Below are 21303 nucleotides of genomic sequence, written 5' to 3'. Positions count from 1 at the left end.
AAATGGCTCCATGAAAAATCATACTTTTTCTTTTCCAAATATTTTAACTTATGCACGAATTGTTGCAGTCCCAATGGTTGTTGCATGCTTTTTTTTAGAAGGGCGACTACAATCAAGTGATATCACTCGCTGGATTTCTGTTTCCATTTTTATCGTTGCATCCATTACTGACTTTCTTGACGGTTACCTTGCTCGTATTTGGGAACAAACATCCAATATTGGTCGCATGTTAGATCCAATCGCCGATAAACTTCTCGTCTCTGCTTGTCTGCTCTTGCTTGCCGCAGACAGTACCATCGCTGGGTGGACACTATGGGCAGCTATTATCATTCTTTGCAGAGAAATTCTTGTATCAGGATTACGTGAATATTTGGCTGAGTTAAAAGTTAGTGTTCCTGTCTCTCGTCTTGCAAAATGGAAAACTTTTGTACAGATGATCGCTATTGTATTTCTTTTAGCTGGACCAGCCGGTAATAAAATTTTCCCTTACACAGTAGAGTTTGGCATTACTATGCTGTGGATTTCTGCCCTCCTTACATTGTGGACAGGGTGGGATTATTTTCGTGCAGGTTTAAAACACGTTATCCTATGAATAGTATGGAATTTTATAATGATGATTTATCTTTTTGTACTTAAATAAGAGATGAGAATAGCATAAGATTGATTTATTTTAAATCTATTAATGATAAATCAATAAAACACTTTTTTGCACATTACAAGTAAGGGTAGCGTGTAGATAAAAACTCTTCAGAAAACAGTAAATAGGCTTTATATTTTCGTAAAAGCAGCTGCAATATTAAAAGCTAAAAAAAAACGATTAATGCTCCATATGCTTTCAAAAAAAACTATAATCTCATAAGCAAAAAACCGAAATATAGTGTTTCGGATTTTTGCTTCTTATATACGCTTTATTATTATAAACGCTTTATTAACCAACAATTTCTACCTCAGGAAACCAAAAGGCGATTTCTGTTTTTGCCGTTTCAGCACTATCGGATCCATGGACAGAATTTTCGCCAATCGATAAAGCATGAACCTTACGAATTGTCCCTTCTTCTGCATCACTAGGATTCGTAGCCCCCATTACTTCACGGTTTTTAGCTATTGCATTTTCACCTTCCAAAACTTGTACAACGGTTGGACCAGAAGACATGAATTCAACCAATTCACTAAAAAAAGGACGTTTTTTATGAACAGCATAAAATTTTTCAGCCTCACGTCTGCTCATCCAGACACGTTTAGACGCAATAACACGTAGCTCCGCATCCTCAAGCATTTTAGTAATTGCGCCAGTCAAATTACGACGGGTTGCGTCTGGTTTAATCATCGAAAAAGTACGCTCTAAAGCCATTTAACCACCTTTATTTCATTTATAATATTCTCTAGCCATTTCTATAGCGAGCAAGGAGCCCTTTGCCAAGTGACTCTGCAAAAATCTACACAAATTCTCATAAACATAGAATAAATTATAAAGAAAACTTTAATAAAAATACCTGCAATTGCTTATCCCATCATAAAGATGCGCTACCGAATCTCAATAAATATTGAATCCTCTTTCACAATCTTAAATGCTTCCTATCAAAATTATCATTGAAATCAATCAAAAAATAACCATATCGTTAGAAACTATAGCGTACACCTAAAATACCCTGAAGGGACTGTTTTGTTTTACGCCCTTTAATATAATGTGCCTCACCATATAACTTTAACTTCTCACTCACTAAACTGCTTAAACCTATTCCTAATTTACCTGCATTCCCCGATAAGTCAGTGGTAAATGGATGGCGTTGATTAATTAACGTTTGATTATCATCTTTATTCTCACGCAACCATGCTGCTGTAATATACGCAAGCGATGAGGAATCCATGTGAGAACCAAATTCATATCCTAAAGATAAGCCAATCTCACTGCGTAATGAAGTGAATGGACGCATGTCACCTGTCATGCCATTCGATAACTTGATTTCTTTACCCTCAACTTGCAACCATGTAAATTGTCCATAAGGCTGTAACCAACTGTTCTTTGACGTCTTAAGTCGATAACCAGCTTCAAAGGAAGTTCCCAATGCCCTTTGAGTATATGTTCCTTCAATCTCTAAACCATTCGTTGAAACGGCTTTTAGAGTATTTTGATAATGATTGTATTTTAAAATACCATCGAGATACCATCCACTATGATCCAAATAAGTGACATAAGCGCCAATACCATAAGTATTGATTCCACTGTTACCCCCCCGTGCATGCGCAACACGGGCACGATCATAACTGCCAAAACCACCTATATAAAACTCTCCATTTTCCCACTCGTTTAAACCATTGATCCCCAAAACGATACCGGTCTGTTCCAGTTTAAAATCTATATGCTCTGTAACAACACTCTCTTTAGATTTAATCGCATAGCTCCATAAAGCCGTATTCTTTTTACTTTTATCTAGAATTCCTCTTCCCGCACGTACGGTTTGCATTTCATTGTGAAAAACCATCGCTGGCACCACAGACATAGACAATACCGCATCTGTAGAGGGAGTGGTCAAAAAGTGAGAAACTGAAAGATTCTCACTCAATTGTGGAAAAGGGTGTTCTTTATGAACTGGACGCACAATCATTTGATCGGCTAAAGATTGAGAAGAGGTTGAAACAGCAGTTTGTTGTTTTTCATCAGAAAGAGGATGAAGACCTGATGGAGGTAACGCTACAAGAGTCTGATTTTCTTGAGAAGGAGATACAGAAACACTAGAGACATTCTGTGCCCCTCTTAAATGACGTGGAGGTCGTGGTTTAGCTGGTTGCTTTATAGTAGGTTTACGAGAGCCTGTATTTTTTCCTTCAGAAGAAGCCCCTTGATCAGACTGTGTACCCGTATCAGCAGACAATGCAAGAGGAATCTTCGCTTTCTTATTCACACACTCTACTTCAGAACTAGAACCTTCCGTATCTCCAGAAGCTCTACTTAAATACCAAATTGTAGCACTACCACTAGAATCAGCACATCTTCCTCTCTTCACTAAGCGATACTGATAGGTTCCACCATCAACAGCTGTAATGTCCTTGCCCAAAAGATCTGCCAAAGTAAAATCAGCTCCGCCATTGTGGCTTCTATCGGTAATTAACGGAAGCTCAGTAACCAAACTATTCCTTTGTGAGAGAGGACCTGTAATTTCTCGTCCAGAATCTGCAATATTTATTTTGTGATTCCCTGAGCCCTCACCAATCAACAAATAATCACTCGCATCCCACGTAGCGCTAATATTGAATCGAAAATGTAAATCCCCTGAAAGTCTCTCAACATAAAGTGAAATATGACGTGGATCATACGGAATAGAAGAAAAAATAACAGTCCCACCCTGCCCCCCTAAATCTTTAATTTTAATCTGTGGTTTTTCTCCTATCTTCCGTTCACCAACTTCAAATATTGGTTCAGCAGGTTCTCCTTCTAGAGGAATGTTTTTCTTAGTTATATGATTTGTCCTATCGCCAGCGAATAAATAAAGTTCTCCGCCACCATTGATCCTTACTTCTCCAACGACTTCTTGTACACCAACATGGAACCACGATTTAGCAAAATCCGTAATTGTTAAAGTATCTACAAATCCCATAGGATATACAACTTGAATAGCTTGATCCTTCAAAGTAGTTTTCACAGACTCCCCTAGTGCTAAGACATGCTGTCTCCCATTCCCAGAAACCTGAGCATACATTGATTTCCCTCCCTCTTTTCTTTGTCCTGCATAAAGATTTTGTTCTCCGTTATCTCCCACTTTCGTATACCAAGCACCTCCCCCATCATACACATTCTGCTGTCCAACTGTTCCACCATCCCCAGTAACTGTGGAATTATATGCACTACTTCGTCTAACCACGCGTGTAAAATCAATATTTGGCTCTTCATGAACAAACTGCTGACCTCCCAAAATTTCAGCGTTTATTGTAATTCCTGCACGTGTAACTATTTGCATCCCTCCTTTTTTGATAGTGGACCCCACGGAAGTTGTTCCATTATCAATAAGCTCTACATCCCCATATCCAATCGTCACATTATTTTTGAAAAGACGAGCAATTATTTCTAAATTTTTTCGTTCCTCTTCTTCATTTCTCACATGGGTTACTCTTATTTGCCCTCTATTCCCACTCTCTACTACACTTGCAGATTGCACAAGACAACTACTGATCATCAATACTGAAAAACTTAATTTGTATTTATACCGCATTATCCACACTCCACTCTCAATTATTTAGAAAAATATCCCGCGGCTACATAGGTAGCTCGTTTTAGATTGTATCATAATGTGTTTTATTTATGTCTAAATACAATTTTTTAGTGTATTTTTTAATTTAAACAGCTTTAAGTTGTTTGTCTATAAACCACTAAAAAACTCTAACTTAAGGCAGAAAAATTGAATAAAATTCAAAATGTTTATTTGAATTCAAGGAATAATTTGCATATCTGGAATTATAGATGAAAAAAATGCTCGTGCCCTTTAATGGGGGCACCCTCTTTACGTAAAACAAAACGCCATTAGGTTGTACATTCACGCACTTGTTTTAAAAAGACATCTCTCAATGCACTCAAGCCCATTTTGCGACGTCATCCATGAATGATATACCGGTAAAGCCATTGAACCCCCAATCTTTACGCTTATGAAGAAGCGGGCCGGTATCATCATACACTTTGCCATCCCAATGTTGTGACAGCCCTTGACACTAGAGACGATTCATCAGAGACATTTTTACTTCTTTTTTGTATAGTTTTTATACACACCTTCATCCCACTTGCGATGTGCCAAGCGAATAATTTTGATTGATTCAACATAAACAGATTTGAAATGAGAGAATCCTATGATTTTCGCGACTCTCATTCAACATGCATAGAAATGAATTATTATTATAAATTCAGTATGTTGCCTTTAAAAGAGAGAGTATAAAGACATTTCTACTATTTGAGAAAGTCCTTACACTCTCGAGAAGACATAGCCGAACGTTATCTGTTTAAGTTTGCAAAACAATTACATTTGTAAAGTTAATCAGCCATGCACACATATTTAAAAACTATAGCGTAATCCTAAAATACCTTGAAGAGCATTCTTAATCTTATGTCCTTTTAGATAATGTGCTTCCGCATAAAGTGTTAGTTTATCATTGACCGAACCGTTTAAACCAATTCCCAATTTACCCGCACTGCCTGACAAATCTGTAATAAATTTATACTGGTTATTAATTGTCGTATAATTATTATTTATATTCTCACGCAACCAAGCTGCCATAATGTAAGCTGTTAATGAAGTTTCTGAACTCACAAAAAATTCATGCCCTGCAGTCAATCCAACTTCACTGCGGAATGAAGTTAATGGGCTTAGATCACCTATCATTCCATTGGAAAGTTTTATTCTTTTACCTTCAACCTGCAAACCTGTTAGCTTGATATAAGGCTGCATCCAAGTATTCTGTGCCGGTTCAAAATAACAACCAATCTCAAATGATCCACCTATCGCCCACTGATTATAATGACTTTGAATGGCTAAACCATTCGTTGATATGGCTTTCAAATTATTTCGGTAATAATTATATTTCAAAACACCATCCATATACCATCCGCGATGATCAAAATAAGTTGCGTAAGTTCCAATGCTATAAGAGTTCAGATCACTATTACCACCTCGTGCATGAGAAATACGTGCTTGCTCATAACTACCGAAACCACCAACATACAACTCTCCATGCCTTAATTCACTCAACTGATCAGCACCAAAAACTAAACCTGTTTGCCCAAGCTTAAAGTGTGTATGGCCTGTCGCAACACGTTCTCTGCTCTTAATCCCATAAGTCCATAGTTCGATATCTTTCTTATTTCTGTCCCAAATTTTTCTACCATTCCGTATAATTTGCAACTCATTATTAAAAATAAGTCCAGGAACTACGGACAACGTTAATACTGCATCTGTAGAGGGTGTCGTTGTTGTTTCACCAGGAACAAAAGGATTTTCCGGATCTGGAATAGAGGTTTCTGGTCCACTGAGGCGATCTGCAGATAAAAACCAAACTTTTCCATTTTCATCCTTTCTTTCTTTCAAATCATACATATAAGTTCCACCATCAATGGCGTTAATTTTGTCACCCTTAAGATCTGTCAGTGTAAAATGTGCTCCACCACTTTGATCCATAATTAAATCACGCTTATTTGAAAAAGGATCCGTGATTTCAACTCCAGAATCAGCAACACTTATCGTATGATTCCCAGCACCTTTCTCAACCAAGAGATAATCACCACGGTTATGGGCAATCGTAGTATTGAACGCGAAATGTAAATTTCCTGAAAGATTATTCACATGAAGCTGAGAATAATATGGATCAGAACCTGTAAACGAAAAAATAACACTCCCTTCACCACTTAATTTTTGTATCAAAGAACTTTTTCCATCAAACTCATCAGTAATAGAGTACAGTTTTGTATCTTTTCCATTTAAAATAATATCTTCTACTATGGTATGATGTTGATCATTCCCAGCATAAAGATGGATCTGCCCAGAATGATTTAACTGTGTCTTTCCTTCTAATGTTGCCCCAGCATGCACCCATGATTTTGTTTGATCATTCATTGTTAGATTTTTTACAGATCCATCAGTATATATTTCCTGAATAGCACTCTCATTTAAAATAACTCCAATAGCCTGACCGCCTTTTAAGATACGTTGTTTACCACCGCCAAAAACTTCTGTGTCAAATGCAAAACCACCATTTTTTGCACTTTGAGACTTTTGTCCAACCTCTTGGACACCCCCTTGCATAACTTTCGTATTCCAAACTTTTCCGCCATCATATACTTTTTGTTGGCCTAGTGTTTCATCTTGACCATAAATGATAGTATGAGAAGCACTACTCCCTTTAACCTCTCCTCCAACATCCCCCTCCCCGAAAACAAGTTGCTCACCACCATAAATTTTAGTCCCCTCTACTTTTCCTCCATTTCCAACACTTTGTTGTCCACCTTCTTTAACGACTGCATTTTTCGAAAAGCCTTGTTTTCCCTTTAAAGCCTCAACATTTTCAATTCCGCCATGTTCAATTTTACTATCCTCACTGAGTCCTCCTGCATACACATAAAGCTCTGCACCATTCCTTACTGTGTTATTAATGGATCGCCCTGGGCTATCAATCTCACCATCATTTGAAATGTATGCTTTACCTTCATTATCAAGAATATAATTTTCTAACAGTGCCCCATCTTTAATGGAAATAAGTTCAGGTTTTTTAAGAATTTTAGTATTGTGTTCTTGTACATTATTTTCAACATTTTCACGATGACTGCTGTCAAGCTCCTGTTGACTCACAAACACTCTAGCGCCCTTATCCTCAGTAAAATCGCTAGGCTTTTTTAAAAAGTCTAATTCATTACGCGCCCTTATAATAACATCATTAGATGCTCCAAGTATGCATCTTCCCGTTTTCATATCCTCATTGTATTGATCCTGAAATATTTTGCCATTTTCATAACTTGAAGATTGACAAAAAAGCGGTACCCCCCTCTCATTTGCTGCAGCAGCCTGCACAAAACAGCTGCTCAACATGAGTATCCAACAATGTCGTTTCCATTTATATTGTAGAGCCATATCCTCCCCCCTTTCACGCCTGCATAGACACTGAACGTAATTAGCTCTACAAAACATATTTTCAACCTTAGATTGCAATAATCCTTCTTAAAAATCCCCCTTATCTCATAAAAAACCGTTCTTTATAGTTTTTAAATACTTTTTTGATCAAGAATATAAGGGCGTTTTTATAGTGCTTCTTTAGCATTTCCTCAGAATTTTCTTATCAAAAAAAGTAATGCATAATCAAATATATAAGGGAATACAGTTTATCATGAACAACGAAGCTGCGTGCTCTGAAAAATTGTTCTCTGATGCTGCATTAAAAACTTAAAAAAACTAATCATACATTTAAAGATAACTAAAAAATAACCATATAATTAGAAACTATAGCGTACACCTAAAATACCCTGAAGGGACTGTTTTGTTTTACGCCCTTTAATATAATGTGCCTCACCATATAACTTTAACTTCTCACTCACTAAACTGCTTAAACCTATTCCTAATTTACCTGCATTCCCCGATAAGTCAGTGGTAAATGGATGGCGTTGATTAATTAACGTTTGATTATCATCTTTATTCTCACGCAACCATGCTGCTGTAATATACGCAAGCGATGAGGAATCCATGTGAGAACCAAATTCATATCCTAAAGATAAGCCAATCTCACTGCGTAATGAAGTGAATGGACGCATGTCACCTGTCATGCCATTCGATAACTTGATTTCTTTACCCTCAACTTGCAACCATGTAAATTGTCCATAAGGCTGTAACCAACTGTTCTTTGACGTCTTAAGTCGATAACCAGCTTCAAAGGAAGTTCCCAATGCCCTTTGAGTATATGTTCCTTCAATCTCTAAACCATTCGTTGAAACGGCTTTTAGAGTATTTTGATAATGATTGTATTTTAAAATACCATCGAGATACCATCCACTATGATCCAAATAAGTGACATAAGCGCCAATACCATAAGTATTGATTCCACTGTTACCCCCCCGTGCATGCGCAACACGGGCACGATCATAACTGCCAAAACCACCTATATAAAACTCTCCATTTTCCCACTCGTTTAAACCATTGATCCCCAAAACGATACCGGTCTGTTCCAGTTTAAAATCTATATGCTCTGTAACAACACTCTCTTTAGATTTAATCGCATAGCTCCATAAAGCCGTATTCTTTTTACTTTTATCTAGAATTCCTCTTCCCGCACGTACGGTTTGCATTTCATTGTGAAAAACCATCGCTGGCACCACAGACATAGACAATACCGCATCTGTAGAGGGAGTGGTCAAAAAGTGAGAAACTGAAAGATTCTCACTCAATTGTGGAAAAGGGTGTTCTTTATGAACTGGACGCACAATCATTTGATCGGCTAAAGATTGAGAAGAGGTTGAAACAGCAGTTTGTTGTTTTTCATCAGAAAGAGGATGAGAACTTCCTGAACCTAAGACTTCAGTAACGTGACTTCTAAGAGAGGAAATAGTTGGAGATACAGAAGCCTGAGATTTTTGCCTTAAGTTTTGGCGGTTTTTTCTTCGACGTGGGAATTTAATAGCATGCTCTTGTGGTGCTGTAATCGTTGAAAGAGAAGAAACTGATTGATTTTGATTTAAATGCCGCATAGATCTGCTTCTGCGTGGCGCACTATCCATGTAAACTGCAGTCAAATACCAAATTTTTCCCTCTTCATTCTCAATATTTTTGTGTTTTAAGCCATAAGTATAAGTTCCTCCATCAACCATTACAGTTTTTGCGCCAGAAAAACTTTGTAGAGTAAAAGATGCGCTACCACTTTGATCAAAAATTAAATCAAGTCCTGCTGAAGAAGGATCAACAACTTCAATACCAGAATCTACGGCACTTATTGTGTGAAAACCACTCCCATTCTCAATAAAGAGGTAATCACCTTTTCCTTCTGCAAGGCTGACATTAAAATCGAAGTGTAGACTCCCTGCTAGATTATTAATATAAAGCTGAGAGTAATATAAATCATCTTCAGAAGAGGTGAAAATGACTTTTCCTACACCGCTTAACTGCTGAATGCGTGTACTTTTGTCGTCAACCCCACGAGCAACGGAGTATAATTGAGCGTCTTCTCCATTTAATTCAATGTTTTCTACTATAGTTTGTTGACCATCACCTCCAGCATCAAGATAGATCCCACCAAAATCTTGAACTTTTATTTCTCCTCCTAATATTGCACTAGGAGAAATCCATGAATTGGCATTACCTTCAATCGTTAGATTCTTCACAATTCCACCCGCATAGACTTCTTGAACACCACCAGTGCGTAAAATTACTCTATTCGCTTCACCCCCTGCTAATACCCGCTGTACACCACCCGCGAAAACCTCAGTATTCACAGCTAAACCACCACTCTTTTGTATAAAATCATCATCATCTGCGAACCACTTAGCAAGAGTTTGTATTCCTCCACTCATCACTTTTGTTCCCACAGCCATCCCATCATCATATACATTCTGCTGTCCTGGCGTATCACCTTGACCATAAAGTGTCGTGTTATAAGCGCTGCTCCCCACAATTCCACCATTTACATAACCATCTCCGAAAACAAGCTGCTCCCCACCATAAATTTCAGCTCTCAATGCGGTTCCTCCTCCCTCCACTCTTTGTTTTCCACCCTCGTAAATAATCGTAAATTCTGAAATCCCTTGTTCCCCTACAATCTCAACACCACCATTTTCAATTGTCGTATTCTTACTGAAACCACCAGTCTCAACATAGAGTGTTGCAGTTTCCGGAACCGTATTATTAATGGATAATTTAAAATCATCCGTTTCTCCATCACCAACAATATAAACTATGCTATTGTCACCGAGCACGGAGCTTTGCAAAATTTTTTCACGTGTGCCAGTAATGAAATCCTCTGCATGAAAACTGAAATCACCTTTATAAGAATTGGCTATAGAATCTTCCAAAGGAGAACCATACTTTTCTTGCTCAAAAGATTCAGCTATAGCCAACTCCGTATGAGATGGAGGAAAGATAGGAGAAGAATTTTTTTCTGGCATAGATGGTGTTGATAAAGACCAAATCTTTCCACCGTTATGATCTTTTTTCTTGAGAGCGTACATGTAGACTCCATTATCAACAGTAGCTATCTCTTCACCCCAAAAATCTATCAGAGTAAAATGCGCATTTCCGCTTTGATCATGAATTAAATCAAGTTCCAAAACTAAATTCTGATCTTGTAGAGGAGAATTGGTAATTTCAACACCAGAATCGATAACGCTTATGGTGTGATGACCTGCTCCTCTTTTTATGAGAAGATAATCACCGCGCTGTTCTACAAAATTAGTATTAAACCTAAAATGTAAATTACCTGAAAGATTACCGACCTCAAGTTTAGAATAATGTGGATTAAACACGGTAGAAGTAAAAATAACGCGCCCATTCCCGCTTAAATCCTCAATCAAAGAGCTTTCACCGTCCATCTTGGAAGCAATAGAGTATAATGTGGTATCTTTGTCATTTAAAACAATTTTTTCTACTTCAGTACGAGATCGCTCAGTACCAGCATAAAGATAAATCCGTCCAGAATCATGAATCATAGTGCTTCCTTCTAATGTTGCACCAAAATGTAACCACGATTGTGCTTGATCCTTAATTATTAAATCTTTTACATAGCCTCCTAAATCTATTGCTTGGAAAGCATTCCCTTGTAAGAGAACACCAATCGCGATTCCTCCCGCTAAAACGTGTTGCTCTCCACCAGAAAAGACCTTCGTATCAAATGCAAAACTGCTATAATGGTCTAGATCTTCTTCCACAAAAAGATTTTGTACCCCTCCTTCCATGATCTTTGTGCTAAAAACCTCTCCATCATCATACACATTCTGGTATCCTAACACTCCATTTTTACCAGAAACGATAGTGTCATAGGCACTGCTTCTTACCATCTCACCTTTGATATCAGACTTTCCTGAAACAAACTGCTCACCACCGTAAATTTTAACCCCTTCAGCTTTTCCCCCATCTTCAACCTTTTGTTTTCCCCCTTTCTTAACTGTACTATCCTGTGAAAGACCCTGTGTTCTAACAAGCTCAGTGCCGCCTCTTTGAATTGTTGTATACAAGCTAAAACCACCGTGATAAACGGAGATCTTTCCACTGTCTTTAACTGTATTACTAATCGAAGTTTCTCCAGTGCTTTCAACTTTCTCACTGTTACTATCAAAGCTAGGATCAGCAATCGTAACAATCATTCCCTTTTCAATTGTGCGTTCTGTGAGATCATTCGATAATGAAGCTATAGCAGATGGTTGCAAGCTAAAATCAGAAAATAAAGAGGTATTTGTCTCATCAAGAGCATAATTCGCATCTAAATACCAAATTTTACCATTGCTCTCATTTTTTCTCTGTTTCAAACTGTACATGTAAGTTCCGGCATCAATAGCTTTGATTTTTTCACCAAAAGTGTTTGTCAGAGTAAAATGAGCGTTTCCACTATGATCAGAAATTAATGTAAACCTTTTGTGGGAAGGGATTGTGATCTCACCCCCAGAATCAGTAATACTTACTGTATGATAACCTGAACCACTTTCTTTAATGACAAGATAATCACTAAGGTGCTTGGCAAAATTGACATTAAAATTGAAATGTAAAGAACCTGAAAGATCATCAATATTAAGCTGAGAATAATGCTTATTAGTCCCTAAAGACGTAAAAATAACTCTGCCACTTCCCGTTAAATTCTGGACATTAACCTGAGGTTTTTTGCTGTTATCTTCAGACGCAATAATGTATAGTTTGGTATCTTCTCCATTTAAATTAAGATTGTCTACTTCCGTAACAGCTTCACCATTTCCAGCATAAAGATAGAGGTTGCCAAAATTATTAACATTTGTATTTTCACCTAATATCGCACCAGCAAAAACCCATGATTTTGCTTGATGATTAATTGTTAGATTATCCACGTATCCAGAATCATATATCTTCTGAGTAGCTCTATCGTATAAAGTAACTTCGCTCGCATTCCCTCCTGCTAAGATATTCTGCGCACCATTTTTAAAAAGTTCTGTACTCAGTGCAAAAGCCCCTTCATTTATTGTAAAATCCTCACCCTCTATATCAGTATCTTCTGCAAAGCCGTTATTAGAATTCTCTTTACCATCAAGATTCTGGACACCTCCTTTCATAACCTTTGTGTCAACAGCCATCCCACCACTATAGACACTTTGTAGTCCTAGCATTCCATTTTCAGCATAAATTTCGGTGTTATAAGCACTACTTGCCTTATCTTTTCGCGATAAACCAGATCCAAGGCTTCCCTTACCAAAAATAATCTGCTCGCCACCATGGATTTGAGCCCCTTCTGCATTTGCACCACTCTCAACAATTTGTTTACCACCTTTTTTTACAGTGGCATATTCCGAACTGCTCAAGTTTTGTACAACCTCAATCCCACCACTCTCAATTATCGTATCCCTGCTAACACTTGCTGCATCAATGTAGAGTTTTCCACCTTCTTGAACCGTATTATTGATGGAATAGCCTGCATCTTCATATTTAAAGCTATTTATTTCAGAATTTTCAGAGTCACGATTAGTAATATAGATAGTAGCACCATCACTTATTATTGAATTTGTGAGTACTTCAAAGAATAGGTTTTCTAATCTCTTCCTTTCCTCTTCTGAAGGATTACTTCCTTCTACTATCTGTTTATTCTCTATCCTTTTTGATCCCTCATTTTTTTCTTTTAATCCCCTCACTTCCGATAACAATTTTTTTGTCTCTTCTAGGTGTTCACTGATACTTACTGGTGTTAATAACTTTTCTTTTGGTGCTGCTACTCCATCTGCACTCGCAATCTTGACAAAAAAACCACTGGTTATTAATGCACAAAAACTTAATTTCAATTTGCGTTGCATTATTCACACTCCATAATTTTAAATTTAAATTCTCCCATTTAGAAAAAAGTGCATAGACCAAAACAACTCAATGCAATTGCTCAACCTCATGTTTTTTTAAGATAACAAAGCATTCGATGGATTAAACTCTGACAGATCAAATATACATCATGTGTTTTAAAATGTATGCACAACTAAAAGATTTAATTTGTTTTAGATACACTTTAAAAGTGTTATAATTGCATCCATGAAAAATATTTTTAATATTTTAAGACACTAAACACCGATCTACGAAGAAGATTGATTCCTTAATAGATAAAAATAGCATTAAACTTTAAAAGAAACAGCAATGTGAATGAGAGCTGCGTTTATGGCCACCTATTGCCATCTTCTACAGCATTTAAAGCAGTGTCTTTATTTTATTCAATATGGATAATATGTAGACCACTTATTCATACTCATCAGTCCATAATCATTGTTCTAATATATAACGAAGTGTCATAATATTGACTCGACACTGATTTGAAATTTCTATAGTTATAGTCAGTTAACTCGTCATTTGATTTGTCATATACTGAAAGGGACATTCTATTCATGTCTATAAACTCAGAAATGAAAGCTACAAGCAACAGAAATTCCCCTCGTCGCATTTTGTTTGCAAGCCTTATTGGCCCAACAATTGAATTCTTTGATTTCTATGTCTTTGCCACTGCCGCAGCTCTCATATTTCCTCATGTGTTTTTTCCAACACAAAATGATCAGATTGCCATTTTACAATCTTTCCTGATCTTTGGAGCGGCCTTTTTTGCTCGGCCCTTTGGATCAATTGTTTTTGGACATTTTGGAGATAAAATTGGAAGAAAAGCAACACTTATTGCTTCTCTTCTCACAATGGGTCTTTCAACAGTCATTATTGGTTTTCTTCCTACTTATGAAACCGCTGGATGGTTTGCCCCTTTCCTCTTGACCTTGTGCCGTATTGGACAGGGAATGGGATTAGGAGGAGAATGGGGAGGAGCTGTTTTGCTCGCAACAGAAAATGCCCCTCCAGAAAAGCGCGGCTGGTACGCGATGTTCCCCCAATTGGGTGTTCCAATCGGTTTATTTTTATCTATTGCCGTTTATTTAGGTCTGTTGCATTTCCTTGATCATGAAGAACTTTTAGCTTGGGGATGGCGCATTCCTTTTATTGCTTCAGTTGTTTTTATGATTATAGGATTATGGGTCCGTCTTTCAATCAATGAAACTGTTCAATTCAAAAAAACTCTTGAAAGTAAAGAACGTGTCAAAGTTCCTATCATCGATGTCTTTTTAAAATGTCCACGAATCCTATTTCTTGGAATATTTTCTGGTATGGCAACATTTGTTTTGTTTTACTTGGTCACTGCATATTTGTTAAGCTACTCAACAAACCATCTGCAATTGCCATTTTATCAAGCTCTTCAAGTCGAAATTGTTGGTGCTATTTTCTGTGGAATTTTTACTGTCATCACTGGAAAACTCGCTGATCGTATTAGACGTCGAACTTTGATGATTTGGGTTACAATCATCACCGGTATCTATTCTTTTGCAATTCCTTATTTCTTAAATTCTGGAGTTATAGGAGTCCTTGCAATGTCTGTTATCGGTTTGTCTATCATGGGGATGATATACAGTCCTCTTGGTGCTGTTTTGGCTTCACCATACCCAACAGCAATTCGATATACTGGTTCTTCTATTACTTTCAACTTATCGGGTATCGTAGGAGCCTCTCTTGCGCCTTATATTGCAGAATATCTGGTACAACATTTTGATACATCTTATATCGGCTATTATTTGCTTCTTGCTTCTTTTATTTCACTGATTTGCTTCGTTGGATTTACAGATAATGAAATATCCAACTAAAATATAATAAAGAAGAATAAAATAAGTACTGGCAGCAAAAATGCTGCCAGTTTCATTTTTAAAGACAGGGGTTGAGGTATTTTCCACCACAATGTTCCCGCGAACAAGGCACTCAAAAAGAAAAATAAAAAATCTGCAATATTGCTTATATAAAAAACAGCAAACATTTCTGATAAGATATGCGTTGTCCCCAACCATGAAACGCAAAAGAAGGCCAACATCACAGCCCATAAAACAAGCAAAATTCGATCAATAATCATCATTATGGCGTTTCATTTTTTTAATTATAGTCCATATATTTAACATGCCTAAAAGAAAAATCACAATAAAAACCCAACGCCCTCCCCCTGAGCCTTCCGTAATAAAAAGTGCAGGATTTACTATTCCCAGTAATCCTATAAAAATCAGAACAATAGATACGAGACGCATTAAACCTGTTTTTCCCAGCGATGATCTTCAGTCTGTTGCCAATACGTTAAATTATGATTTTCCATTTTATATTTTTTCCACTGTGCACGAACGAGATTCAACTGCTCTTCACTTCTACCATCAAATATCACAACAAGCCGTTGATAAGCATCAATATCCGAACAAACAGCTCCCTCTATGAGAAAACGAATCTTTGAATCATTCGGATTTTCTTGTCCTGTCGTAAGAAATACAGGCTGAAAGTTTGGATATTGATCACACTCCGTTCCATGTCCAATAAATGATTCATCAGTATAAACCCATAAATGTATATCTATAGAATCGCGTTGTTCTTTACTCACACACTGTATTGTTACTGTACCAAAACGAGCCAATGCACGCTCCACAAGCGTCGGCAAAATATCCTTCAGCGTTGACTGCGTCAAATGATAGAATAAAATATCCAATCTCTTAAGCCTTCATCATTCTTTATAAAAAAGCTAACATCTTTTAAAAAAAACTTCTATATCCCTAATACAAAGGAAACGGTTCAAGATATAAACCCTCTTTTTTGATTGAGATGCATCATCTTTTTGCACGTATCTTTAAAAGACAATAATTTTTATTTTCAACGTTAATAAAAAGTTTTTTAAATTATTTTCTAGATTCTTCTAGTTTCTTTGTAGACTATAGTTGAAAATAAAATATAATGTACGGAAAATTTAAAGAGGACCTCATAGGCAATTTTATATTATTTATTTGGTAAAAATATCCAATTCATGAAAGGATGTTTTTTCAAACTTTATTACATTTTAACCGAAAGCAGTAAGAATATTTGCTATCGAATTAAAAACTGAGGATTTTCCCCAATTTATGCGTATTATTGAGTTCTACATTCTGAAACGTGTCCTTGTTTTGTTTAGTTCTGTCATGATTGCAGCAGTGGGCGTTAGTTGGACTGTACAAATTCTTGCACGGATAAACTTTCTCACAACAAGTAAACAAACACTCCTCACAGTCTTACAATTTTCACTCTCATTGGTTCCTTCTGTTATTTTTCTTGTCATTCCATTTGCATTAGTGATCGCAGTTACAACCATCCTCTCAGCAATGCATCAAGACTCAGAATTTGCTGTCATCAATGCCTCTGGTTTTCCTAAAAGTACTGTTTGGAAACCTATCCTTCTTCTTGCTATTGTTACATCCTGTATCTCCTTTTCTATAGCTAATTTTGTTGTTCCTCAAGCGCGTCTTCATATGCGACAAATGCTAGCAAGCGCTCATTTTGATCTTATTAATCTATTCATTAGTGAAGGGAGCTTTCAAAAACTCGCCAATAACCTTTACATAGAAATTGGCGAACGAAATCCAAATGGAACACTTGAACGCCTTTTCATTGCCGACCAGCGTGATCCTAAAACTGATCTTTTTTATTATGCAACAGACGCATCCATTGTGAATAATAAAAACGGCAGTTTTCTGGTTCTCAATAACGGTGAAATAGAAAGAGTCAATCATCAAAATAACAGTGTTTCAATCGTGCAATTTAGCTCATATACTTTTAGCCTAGGAGAGTTTATCCCCAGTGATAAAACACCTACTCTTTATCCAAAAGATCGGTCTCTTTCTTATTTACAAAACCCTGACCCAAAAGATCCCTACTATCAACGAAAACCACTCCAATATAAAGCTGAATTTCACCGCAGATTAACACAATGGCTCTACCCTATTGTTTTTTCACTTATTGCATTAGCAGCGGCAGGGGATGTACGCTCCCATCGACAAGCTCGTCATTCCGCAAACCTCTGGGCAATTGCCCTTTCTTTTCTGGTATATTGGATAGGATATTTTTTCGCAGAAAAAGCAAAAAGCGATCTTGCATACGTTCCTCTCCTTTATATTATACCTATAGGAACAAGTGCATTTGTCTTTTTTATGCTTTTAACGAATCATAAAATTGGGCTTCCCACAAAAGTTAATGAGATACTTCAAATCGCTTTTCAAAAAATAATGAACAAATTTGAACATCGAAAATCTCAAGATTCCTCGGATAAAATATCATGATTGGGTGGACACTTGGACGATATTTTTTTATACGTTATCTTAAAATAACTTGTTATTTCTTGGGAAGCATTTTTGTTCTTGCTCTTTTAATCGATTTCACAGAGAATTCCGGTAGGCTATCTTCCCTTCCGCATTATACAGCAAAAGATGTATTTTTCCTCTCTGTTTTACGCATCCCTTTTATCATGCAACAACTTATCCCTTTCATTGCACTCTTTTCTGCAATAGCAACGCTTATCTCGCTCAACAAAAAACTTGAACTTGTGGTGACTCGTTCAATCGGTGTTTCTGCATGGCAATTTCTTATGCCAGCTTGTTTTGGAGCTTTTCTTTTAGGATTATTTTCAATTCTTCTCATTAATCCACTTGCTGCATGGGGATTTTCTCAAGCAGAAAAAAAGATGACTGAATGGCGCAATCACAATGTACTAACACCTCTTCACAATACAAGTATCCACTGGTTAACACAACGTACAAATTTAGGCAGAACAACCATTGGTGCTAAATCTATCACCGATCAAGGACTTTCTCTTCTCGATGCAACCTTTGTACAATACAATGACAATGCAACCGTTAAAAATTGGATTAACGTCCCAAAAGCAACCTTGACTAATGGATTTTGGCTATTAACAAATGGAACAATCTATAAAATAGGGCATCCTCCTGAAAAATTTACCGTGTTGCAAATAAAAACCAATCTAAAACCTGAATTTTTAACGGAACGTTTAGTGAATCCCGCAACTATTCCATTTTACCAATTGCCAAAAAAAATTATAATTGCACGTTCATTTGGCTATTCTGCTAATAATTTTGATATGTATTTCCAATCTCTGATTGCATTACCGGCATTGCTTGTGGCAATGACCCTCATTGCAGCAACTGTATCTTTAAATTTTACACGTTTTGGGCAATCTAGAATGTTGATTCTTGGTGGCGTAATAGCTGGGTTTATACTTTATGTTATTTCCGTACTTGTTCAAGCTTTTGGTAATGCTGGATATATTCCACCAATTATTGCAGCTTGGACACCCGTTGTTATTGCGTTATTCTTAGGAATCTCTTTTTTACTTCATAAAGAGGATGGCTAAGTGAAAGCATTAACACTTAAAAAAACTATTTTAACAAAATTAAGTGCTCTCGCTTTTAAAAGTATTGTGGGGGTTATTTTAGGAGGTGCTTTATCTTATTGTGCGCACGCTCAAAGCCTTCAATCTCCTTCTCAAAGTCGCATTCAAAATCCGGAACCTCCTCTTTTGCTCTCTGCGGATGAACTCATCTACAATCGTGATGAAAACACTGTTTCTGCACACGGTAATGTCCAAATCGAATATGATGGCAATAAAGTTGTCGCTCAAAAAATTATTTACAATCAAAAAACAGGACGGCTTATAGCACAAGGGAACGTTGAAATTACTCAAAAGGATGGTAATAAAATTTATTCCAACCAAATTGATATGACCCAAGATCTTGGCGAGGGTTTTGTAAACGCCTTACGTATTGATACAGCCAACAATGTTCACTTTTCAGCCCAAAATGCTACACGCAAACACAATCACATAACAGTCTTTGAAAATGCAACCTATACAGCCTGTGAACCTTGCTCTTATAAACCAGATCGAGACGTCCTATGGAAAATTAAAGCAAGAAAGATCATATGGAATAATAGCGTCAAAAAAATTCGGTTTGAAAATAGCAGTTTTGAAGTTTTTGGTGTACCGATTATAAAATTTCCAAATTTTGAGATCTATGATCCAACTGTCAGGCGTGCTAGCGGTCTGCTTACTCCTCATTTTTTTTATACTGATTATCTCGGTATAGGGATAAAGAATTCTTATTTCTGGAATCTCGCCCCCCATTATGATTTTACCCTTTATTCTACGGTTTATACCCAACAAGGGCTTTTAACCGAAGGGGAATGGCGTCAGCGTTTAAAAACGGGCCGTTATAACATTCGCTTTGCTCATATATATCAAATGAAACCGCATAGATTTGATAATGATACGATTGATGCCCAACATAAAAACCGTTATATGCTGGCGACAAAGGGGGATTTTCGTATTAACTCACACTGGACTTATGGATGGGATATTCTTGCACAATCGGATCGGCATTTTAGTCGTGCCTATAAACTTGAAAACTATAACAATCCTACACAACTTTCTCAGATCTATTTGAATGGTCTTGCAGGAAAAAATTATTTTGATATGCGTTTTTATCATTTTAAAGTTCAAGATTCAATACTGAATGATCCTCATTATGAACGTCACTCTCGACAAGCGTGGGTCTTACCACGCATCGATTATTTTTTCACACCAGATGAACCCATTTATAATGGAGAGCTTACCTTCCATAGTAATATACAATCAGTTTATCGTCGCCATGCTGACTTCAATTCACCCGACCAGAACGGAAACCCTCTCAATACAGTAAGACTTTCTGGTATGGCTGGAAATAGTTTGCGTTTAACAAACGAGCTTCAGTGGAAAAAGCGCTTCAACACGCACAATGGACTCATCTTAACCCCTCTTCTCTCTCTACGAGCTGATATCATTACAACCAATGCAAGCAAAAATCATACAGATTCTATAGAAAACAATGCCTTATCCGCAACTCATGGTTCAGCAATTCGTGGCATGGCAACAGCAGGGTTGGAACTACGCTATCCCTTCCTCATTACCGCTGATCATTCTACACATATTATAGAACCAACTGCACAAATTTTTATACGCAATAATGAACAATATATTGGACAAATTCCTAATGAAGATGCTCAAAGCTTTGTCTTTGATGCAACCACTCTCTTTCAACGAGACAAATTTTCTGGTTATGATCGTGTAGAAGGTGGTACAAGAGCCAATATAGGTATAAGATATTCTGGAAGCCTTAATGATAATTGGTCTCTTTATGGTCTCATTGGACAATCCTTTCATCTAGCAGGAAAGAATTCTTTTGCAGAAAAGGACTTTATCAATGTCGGTACTCATTCTAGCTTAGAGGCAAAACGTTCAGACTATGTTGCAATGTTTGGTACAACCCATAAAAGTGGTTTTTCCTTAGAAACGCGTGGACGCTTTGACAAAAAAACAGGAAAAATGCGCCGTAGTGAAATCGAAGCATCACAAAAATGGCAAAATTTTTGGGCGGCTCTACAATATGCCTATATCGCAAAGCAACCAGATTATGAATATTCTCAAGAGCGCCAAGAAATTTCTTTTCAAACAGGACTTAAATTGGCAGATTATTGGTCTATTAATAGCAACGCCGGTTATGATTTAGTATCTGGTACATTTATAAAGCGAGGAATTAGCTTGAGTTATATGGACGAATGTTTCGGGTTAACATTCGGTTATCAACAGGTAACGAATCCAGGCAGGAAAGCCCCCTTGCAAAACTTTAATTTCTCTCTTTCATTGCGTACGATTGCAGATATAGGAAAAAAGATAGATTAATTTATAAAGGGAATGTATCAGTCATTTAACTTATCATTGTTT

At 36.9% G+C, this 21303-nt stretch carries 12 protein-coding genes; 5 read left to right on the top strand and 7 right to left on the bottom strand.

Annotated elements, in window-relative coordinates:
- The first annotated feature begins 10 nt into the window (after positions 1-10).
- Positions 11-592, top strand: a complete 582-nt coding sequence (gene pgsA / locus ACFINU_RS01615) for a CDP-diacylglycerol--glycerol-3-phosphate 3-phosphatidyltransferase (RefSeq protein WP_375617674.1) — start codon at positions 11-13, stop codon at positions 590-592.
- A 336-nt stretch (positions 593-928) separates the two neighbouring features.
- On the opposite strand, the gene ndk is transcribed toward pgsA, so the two are convergent.
- The 4 genes from ndk to bafA (ACFINU_RS01595) all read right to left on the bottom strand — a co-directional run bounded on the left by ndk (position 929) and on the right by bafA (ACFINU_RS01595) (position 13477).
- Positions 929-1351, bottom strand: a complete 423-nt coding sequence (ndk, locus tag ACFINU_RS01610; RefSeq protein ID WP_375617673.1) for a nucleoside-diphosphate kinase — start codon at positions 1349-1351, stop codon at positions 929-931.
- 268 nt (positions 1352-1619) lie between these two features.
- Complete coding sequence (gene bafA / locus ACFINU_RS01605; protein ID WP_375617672.1) at positions 1620-4208, bottom strand: BafA family autotransporter; 2589 nt, start codon at positions 4206-4208, stop codon at positions 1620-1622.
- Between the two features lie 831 nt (positions 4209-5039).
- Complete coding sequence (bafA, locus tag ACFINU_RS01600) at positions 5040-7604, bottom strand: BafA family autotransporter (protein ID WP_375617671.1); 2565 nt, start codon at positions 7602-7604, stop codon at positions 5040-5042.
- Between the two features lie 359 nt (positions 7605-7963).
- On the bottom strand, positions 7964-13477 hold the full coding sequence (gene bafA, locus ACFINU_RS01595; RefSeq protein WP_375617670.1) for a BafA family autotransporter: 5514 nt from the start codon (positions 13475-13477) through the stop codon (positions 7964-7966).
- Between the two features lie 573 nt (positions 13478-14050).
- Here bafA (ACFINU_RS01595) and ACFINU_RS01590 point away from each other — a divergent pair.
- A complete protein-coding gene (locus tag ACFINU_RS01590) occupies positions 14051-15340 on the top strand; it encodes an MFS transporter (RefSeq protein ID WP_375617669.1) in 1290 nt (429 codons plus the stop codon).
- Here ACFINU_RS01590 and ACFINU_RS01585 read toward each other — a convergent pair.
- The 3 genes from ACFINU_RS01585 to ACFINU_RS01575 are packed head-to-tail and all read right to left on the bottom strand — an operon-like array spanning position 15337 to position 16215.
- Positions 15337-15600, bottom strand: coding sequence for a hypothetical protein (locus tag ACFINU_RS01585; RefSeq protein WP_375617714.1), 264 nt, complete (start codon positions 15598-15600; stop codon positions 15337-15339). The two genes, ACFINU_RS01590 and ACFINU_RS01585, sit on opposite strands and share 4 nt — an antisense overlap.
- Entirely contained in the window at positions 15590-15769 is a 180-nt protein-coding gene (locus ACFINU_RS01580) for a hypothetical protein (protein ID WP_375617668.1), read from the bottom strand. Before ACFINU_RS01580 ends, ACFINU_RS01585 begins: the two co-directional genes overlap by 11 nt.
- Positions 15769-16215, bottom strand: coding sequence for a DNA polymerase III subunit chi (locus tag ACFINU_RS01575; protein WP_375617667.1), 447 nt, complete (start codon positions 16213-16215; stop codon positions 15769-15771). The genes ACFINU_RS01580 and ACFINU_RS01575 overlap by 1 nt, the downstream gene beginning before the upstream one ends.
- 406 nt (positions 16216-16621) lie before the next feature.
- On the opposite strand from ACFINU_RS01575, the gene lptF reads away from it, so the two are divergent.
- Genes lptF through ACFINU_RS01560 form a run of 3 tightly spaced genes read left to right on the top strand, consistent with a single transcriptional unit; the run spans position 16622 to position 21261 of the window.
- The gene (gene lptF, locus ACFINU_RS01570) at positions 16622-17812 is read left to right on the top strand and encodes an LPS export ABC transporter permease LptF (RefSeq protein ID WP_375617666.1); all 1191 of its coding nucleotides are present in this window, start codon (positions 16622-16624) and stop codon (positions 17810-17812) included.
- The gene (gene lptG / locus ACFINU_RS01565; protein WP_375617665.1) at positions 17809-18900 is read left to right on the top strand and encodes an LPS export ABC transporter permease LptG; all 1092 of its coding nucleotides are present in this window, start codon (positions 17809-17811) and stop codon (positions 18898-18900) included. Before lptF ends, lptG begins: the two co-directional genes overlap by 4 nt.
- Entirely contained in the window at positions 18901-21261 is a 2361-nt protein-coding gene (locus ACFINU_RS01560) for an LPS-assembly protein LptD (RefSeq protein ID WP_375617664.1), read from the top strand.
- Positions 21262-21303 lie beyond the last annotated feature (42 nt).

The organism is Bartonella sp. AC130YNZD, from assembly GCF_042196865.1.
Taxonomy (GTDB): domain Bacteria; phylum Pseudomonadota; class Alphaproteobacteria; order Rhizobiales; family Rhizobiaceae; genus Bartonella.
Note: the sequence above shows the minus strand (reverse complement) of the source record. Positions and strands in the feature narration are given on the sequence as shown.

What these genes read in the sequence shown, in the direction of transcription:
- pgsA (WP_375617674.1), top strand. Translation starts at nt 11, where the DNA reads ATGAAAAATCATACTTTTTCTTTTCCAAATATTTTAACTTATGCACGA.
- ndk (WP_375617673.1), bottom strand. Translation starts at nt 1,351, where the DNA reads ATGGCTTTAGAGCGTACTTTTTCGATGATTAAACCAGACGCAACCCGT.
- bafA (WP_375617672.1), bottom strand. Translation starts at nt 4,208, where the DNA reads ATGCGGTATAAATACAAATTAAGTTTTTCAGTATTGATGATCAGTAGT.
- bafA (WP_375617671.1), bottom strand. Translation starts at nt 7,604, where the DNA reads ATGGCTCTACAATATAAATGGAAACGACATTGTTGGATACTCATGTTG.
- bafA (WP_375617670.1), bottom strand. Translation starts at nt 13,477, where the DNA reads ATGCAACGCAAATTGAAATTAAGTTTTTGTGCATTAATAACCAGTGGT.
- ACFINU_RS01590 (WP_375617669.1), top strand. Translation starts at nt 14,051, where the DNA reads ATGTCTATAAACTCAGAAATGAAAGCTACAAGCAACAGAAATTCCCCT.
- ACFINU_RS01585 (WP_375617714.1), bottom strand. Translation starts at nt 15,600, where the DNA reads ATGATTATTGATCGAATTTTGCTTGTTTTATGGGCTGTGATGTTGGCC.
- ACFINU_RS01580 (WP_375617668.1), bottom strand. Translation starts at nt 15,769, where the DNA reads ATGCGTCTCGTATCTATTGTTCTGATTTTTATAGGATTACTGGGAATA.
- lptF (WP_375617666.1), top strand. Translation starts at nt 16,622, where the DNA reads ATGCGTATTATTGAGTTCTACATTCTGAAACGTGTCCTTGTTTTGTTT.
- lptG (WP_375617665.1), top strand. Translation starts at nt 17,809, where the DNA reads ATGATTGGGTGGACACTTGGACGATATTTTTTTATACGTTATCTTAAA.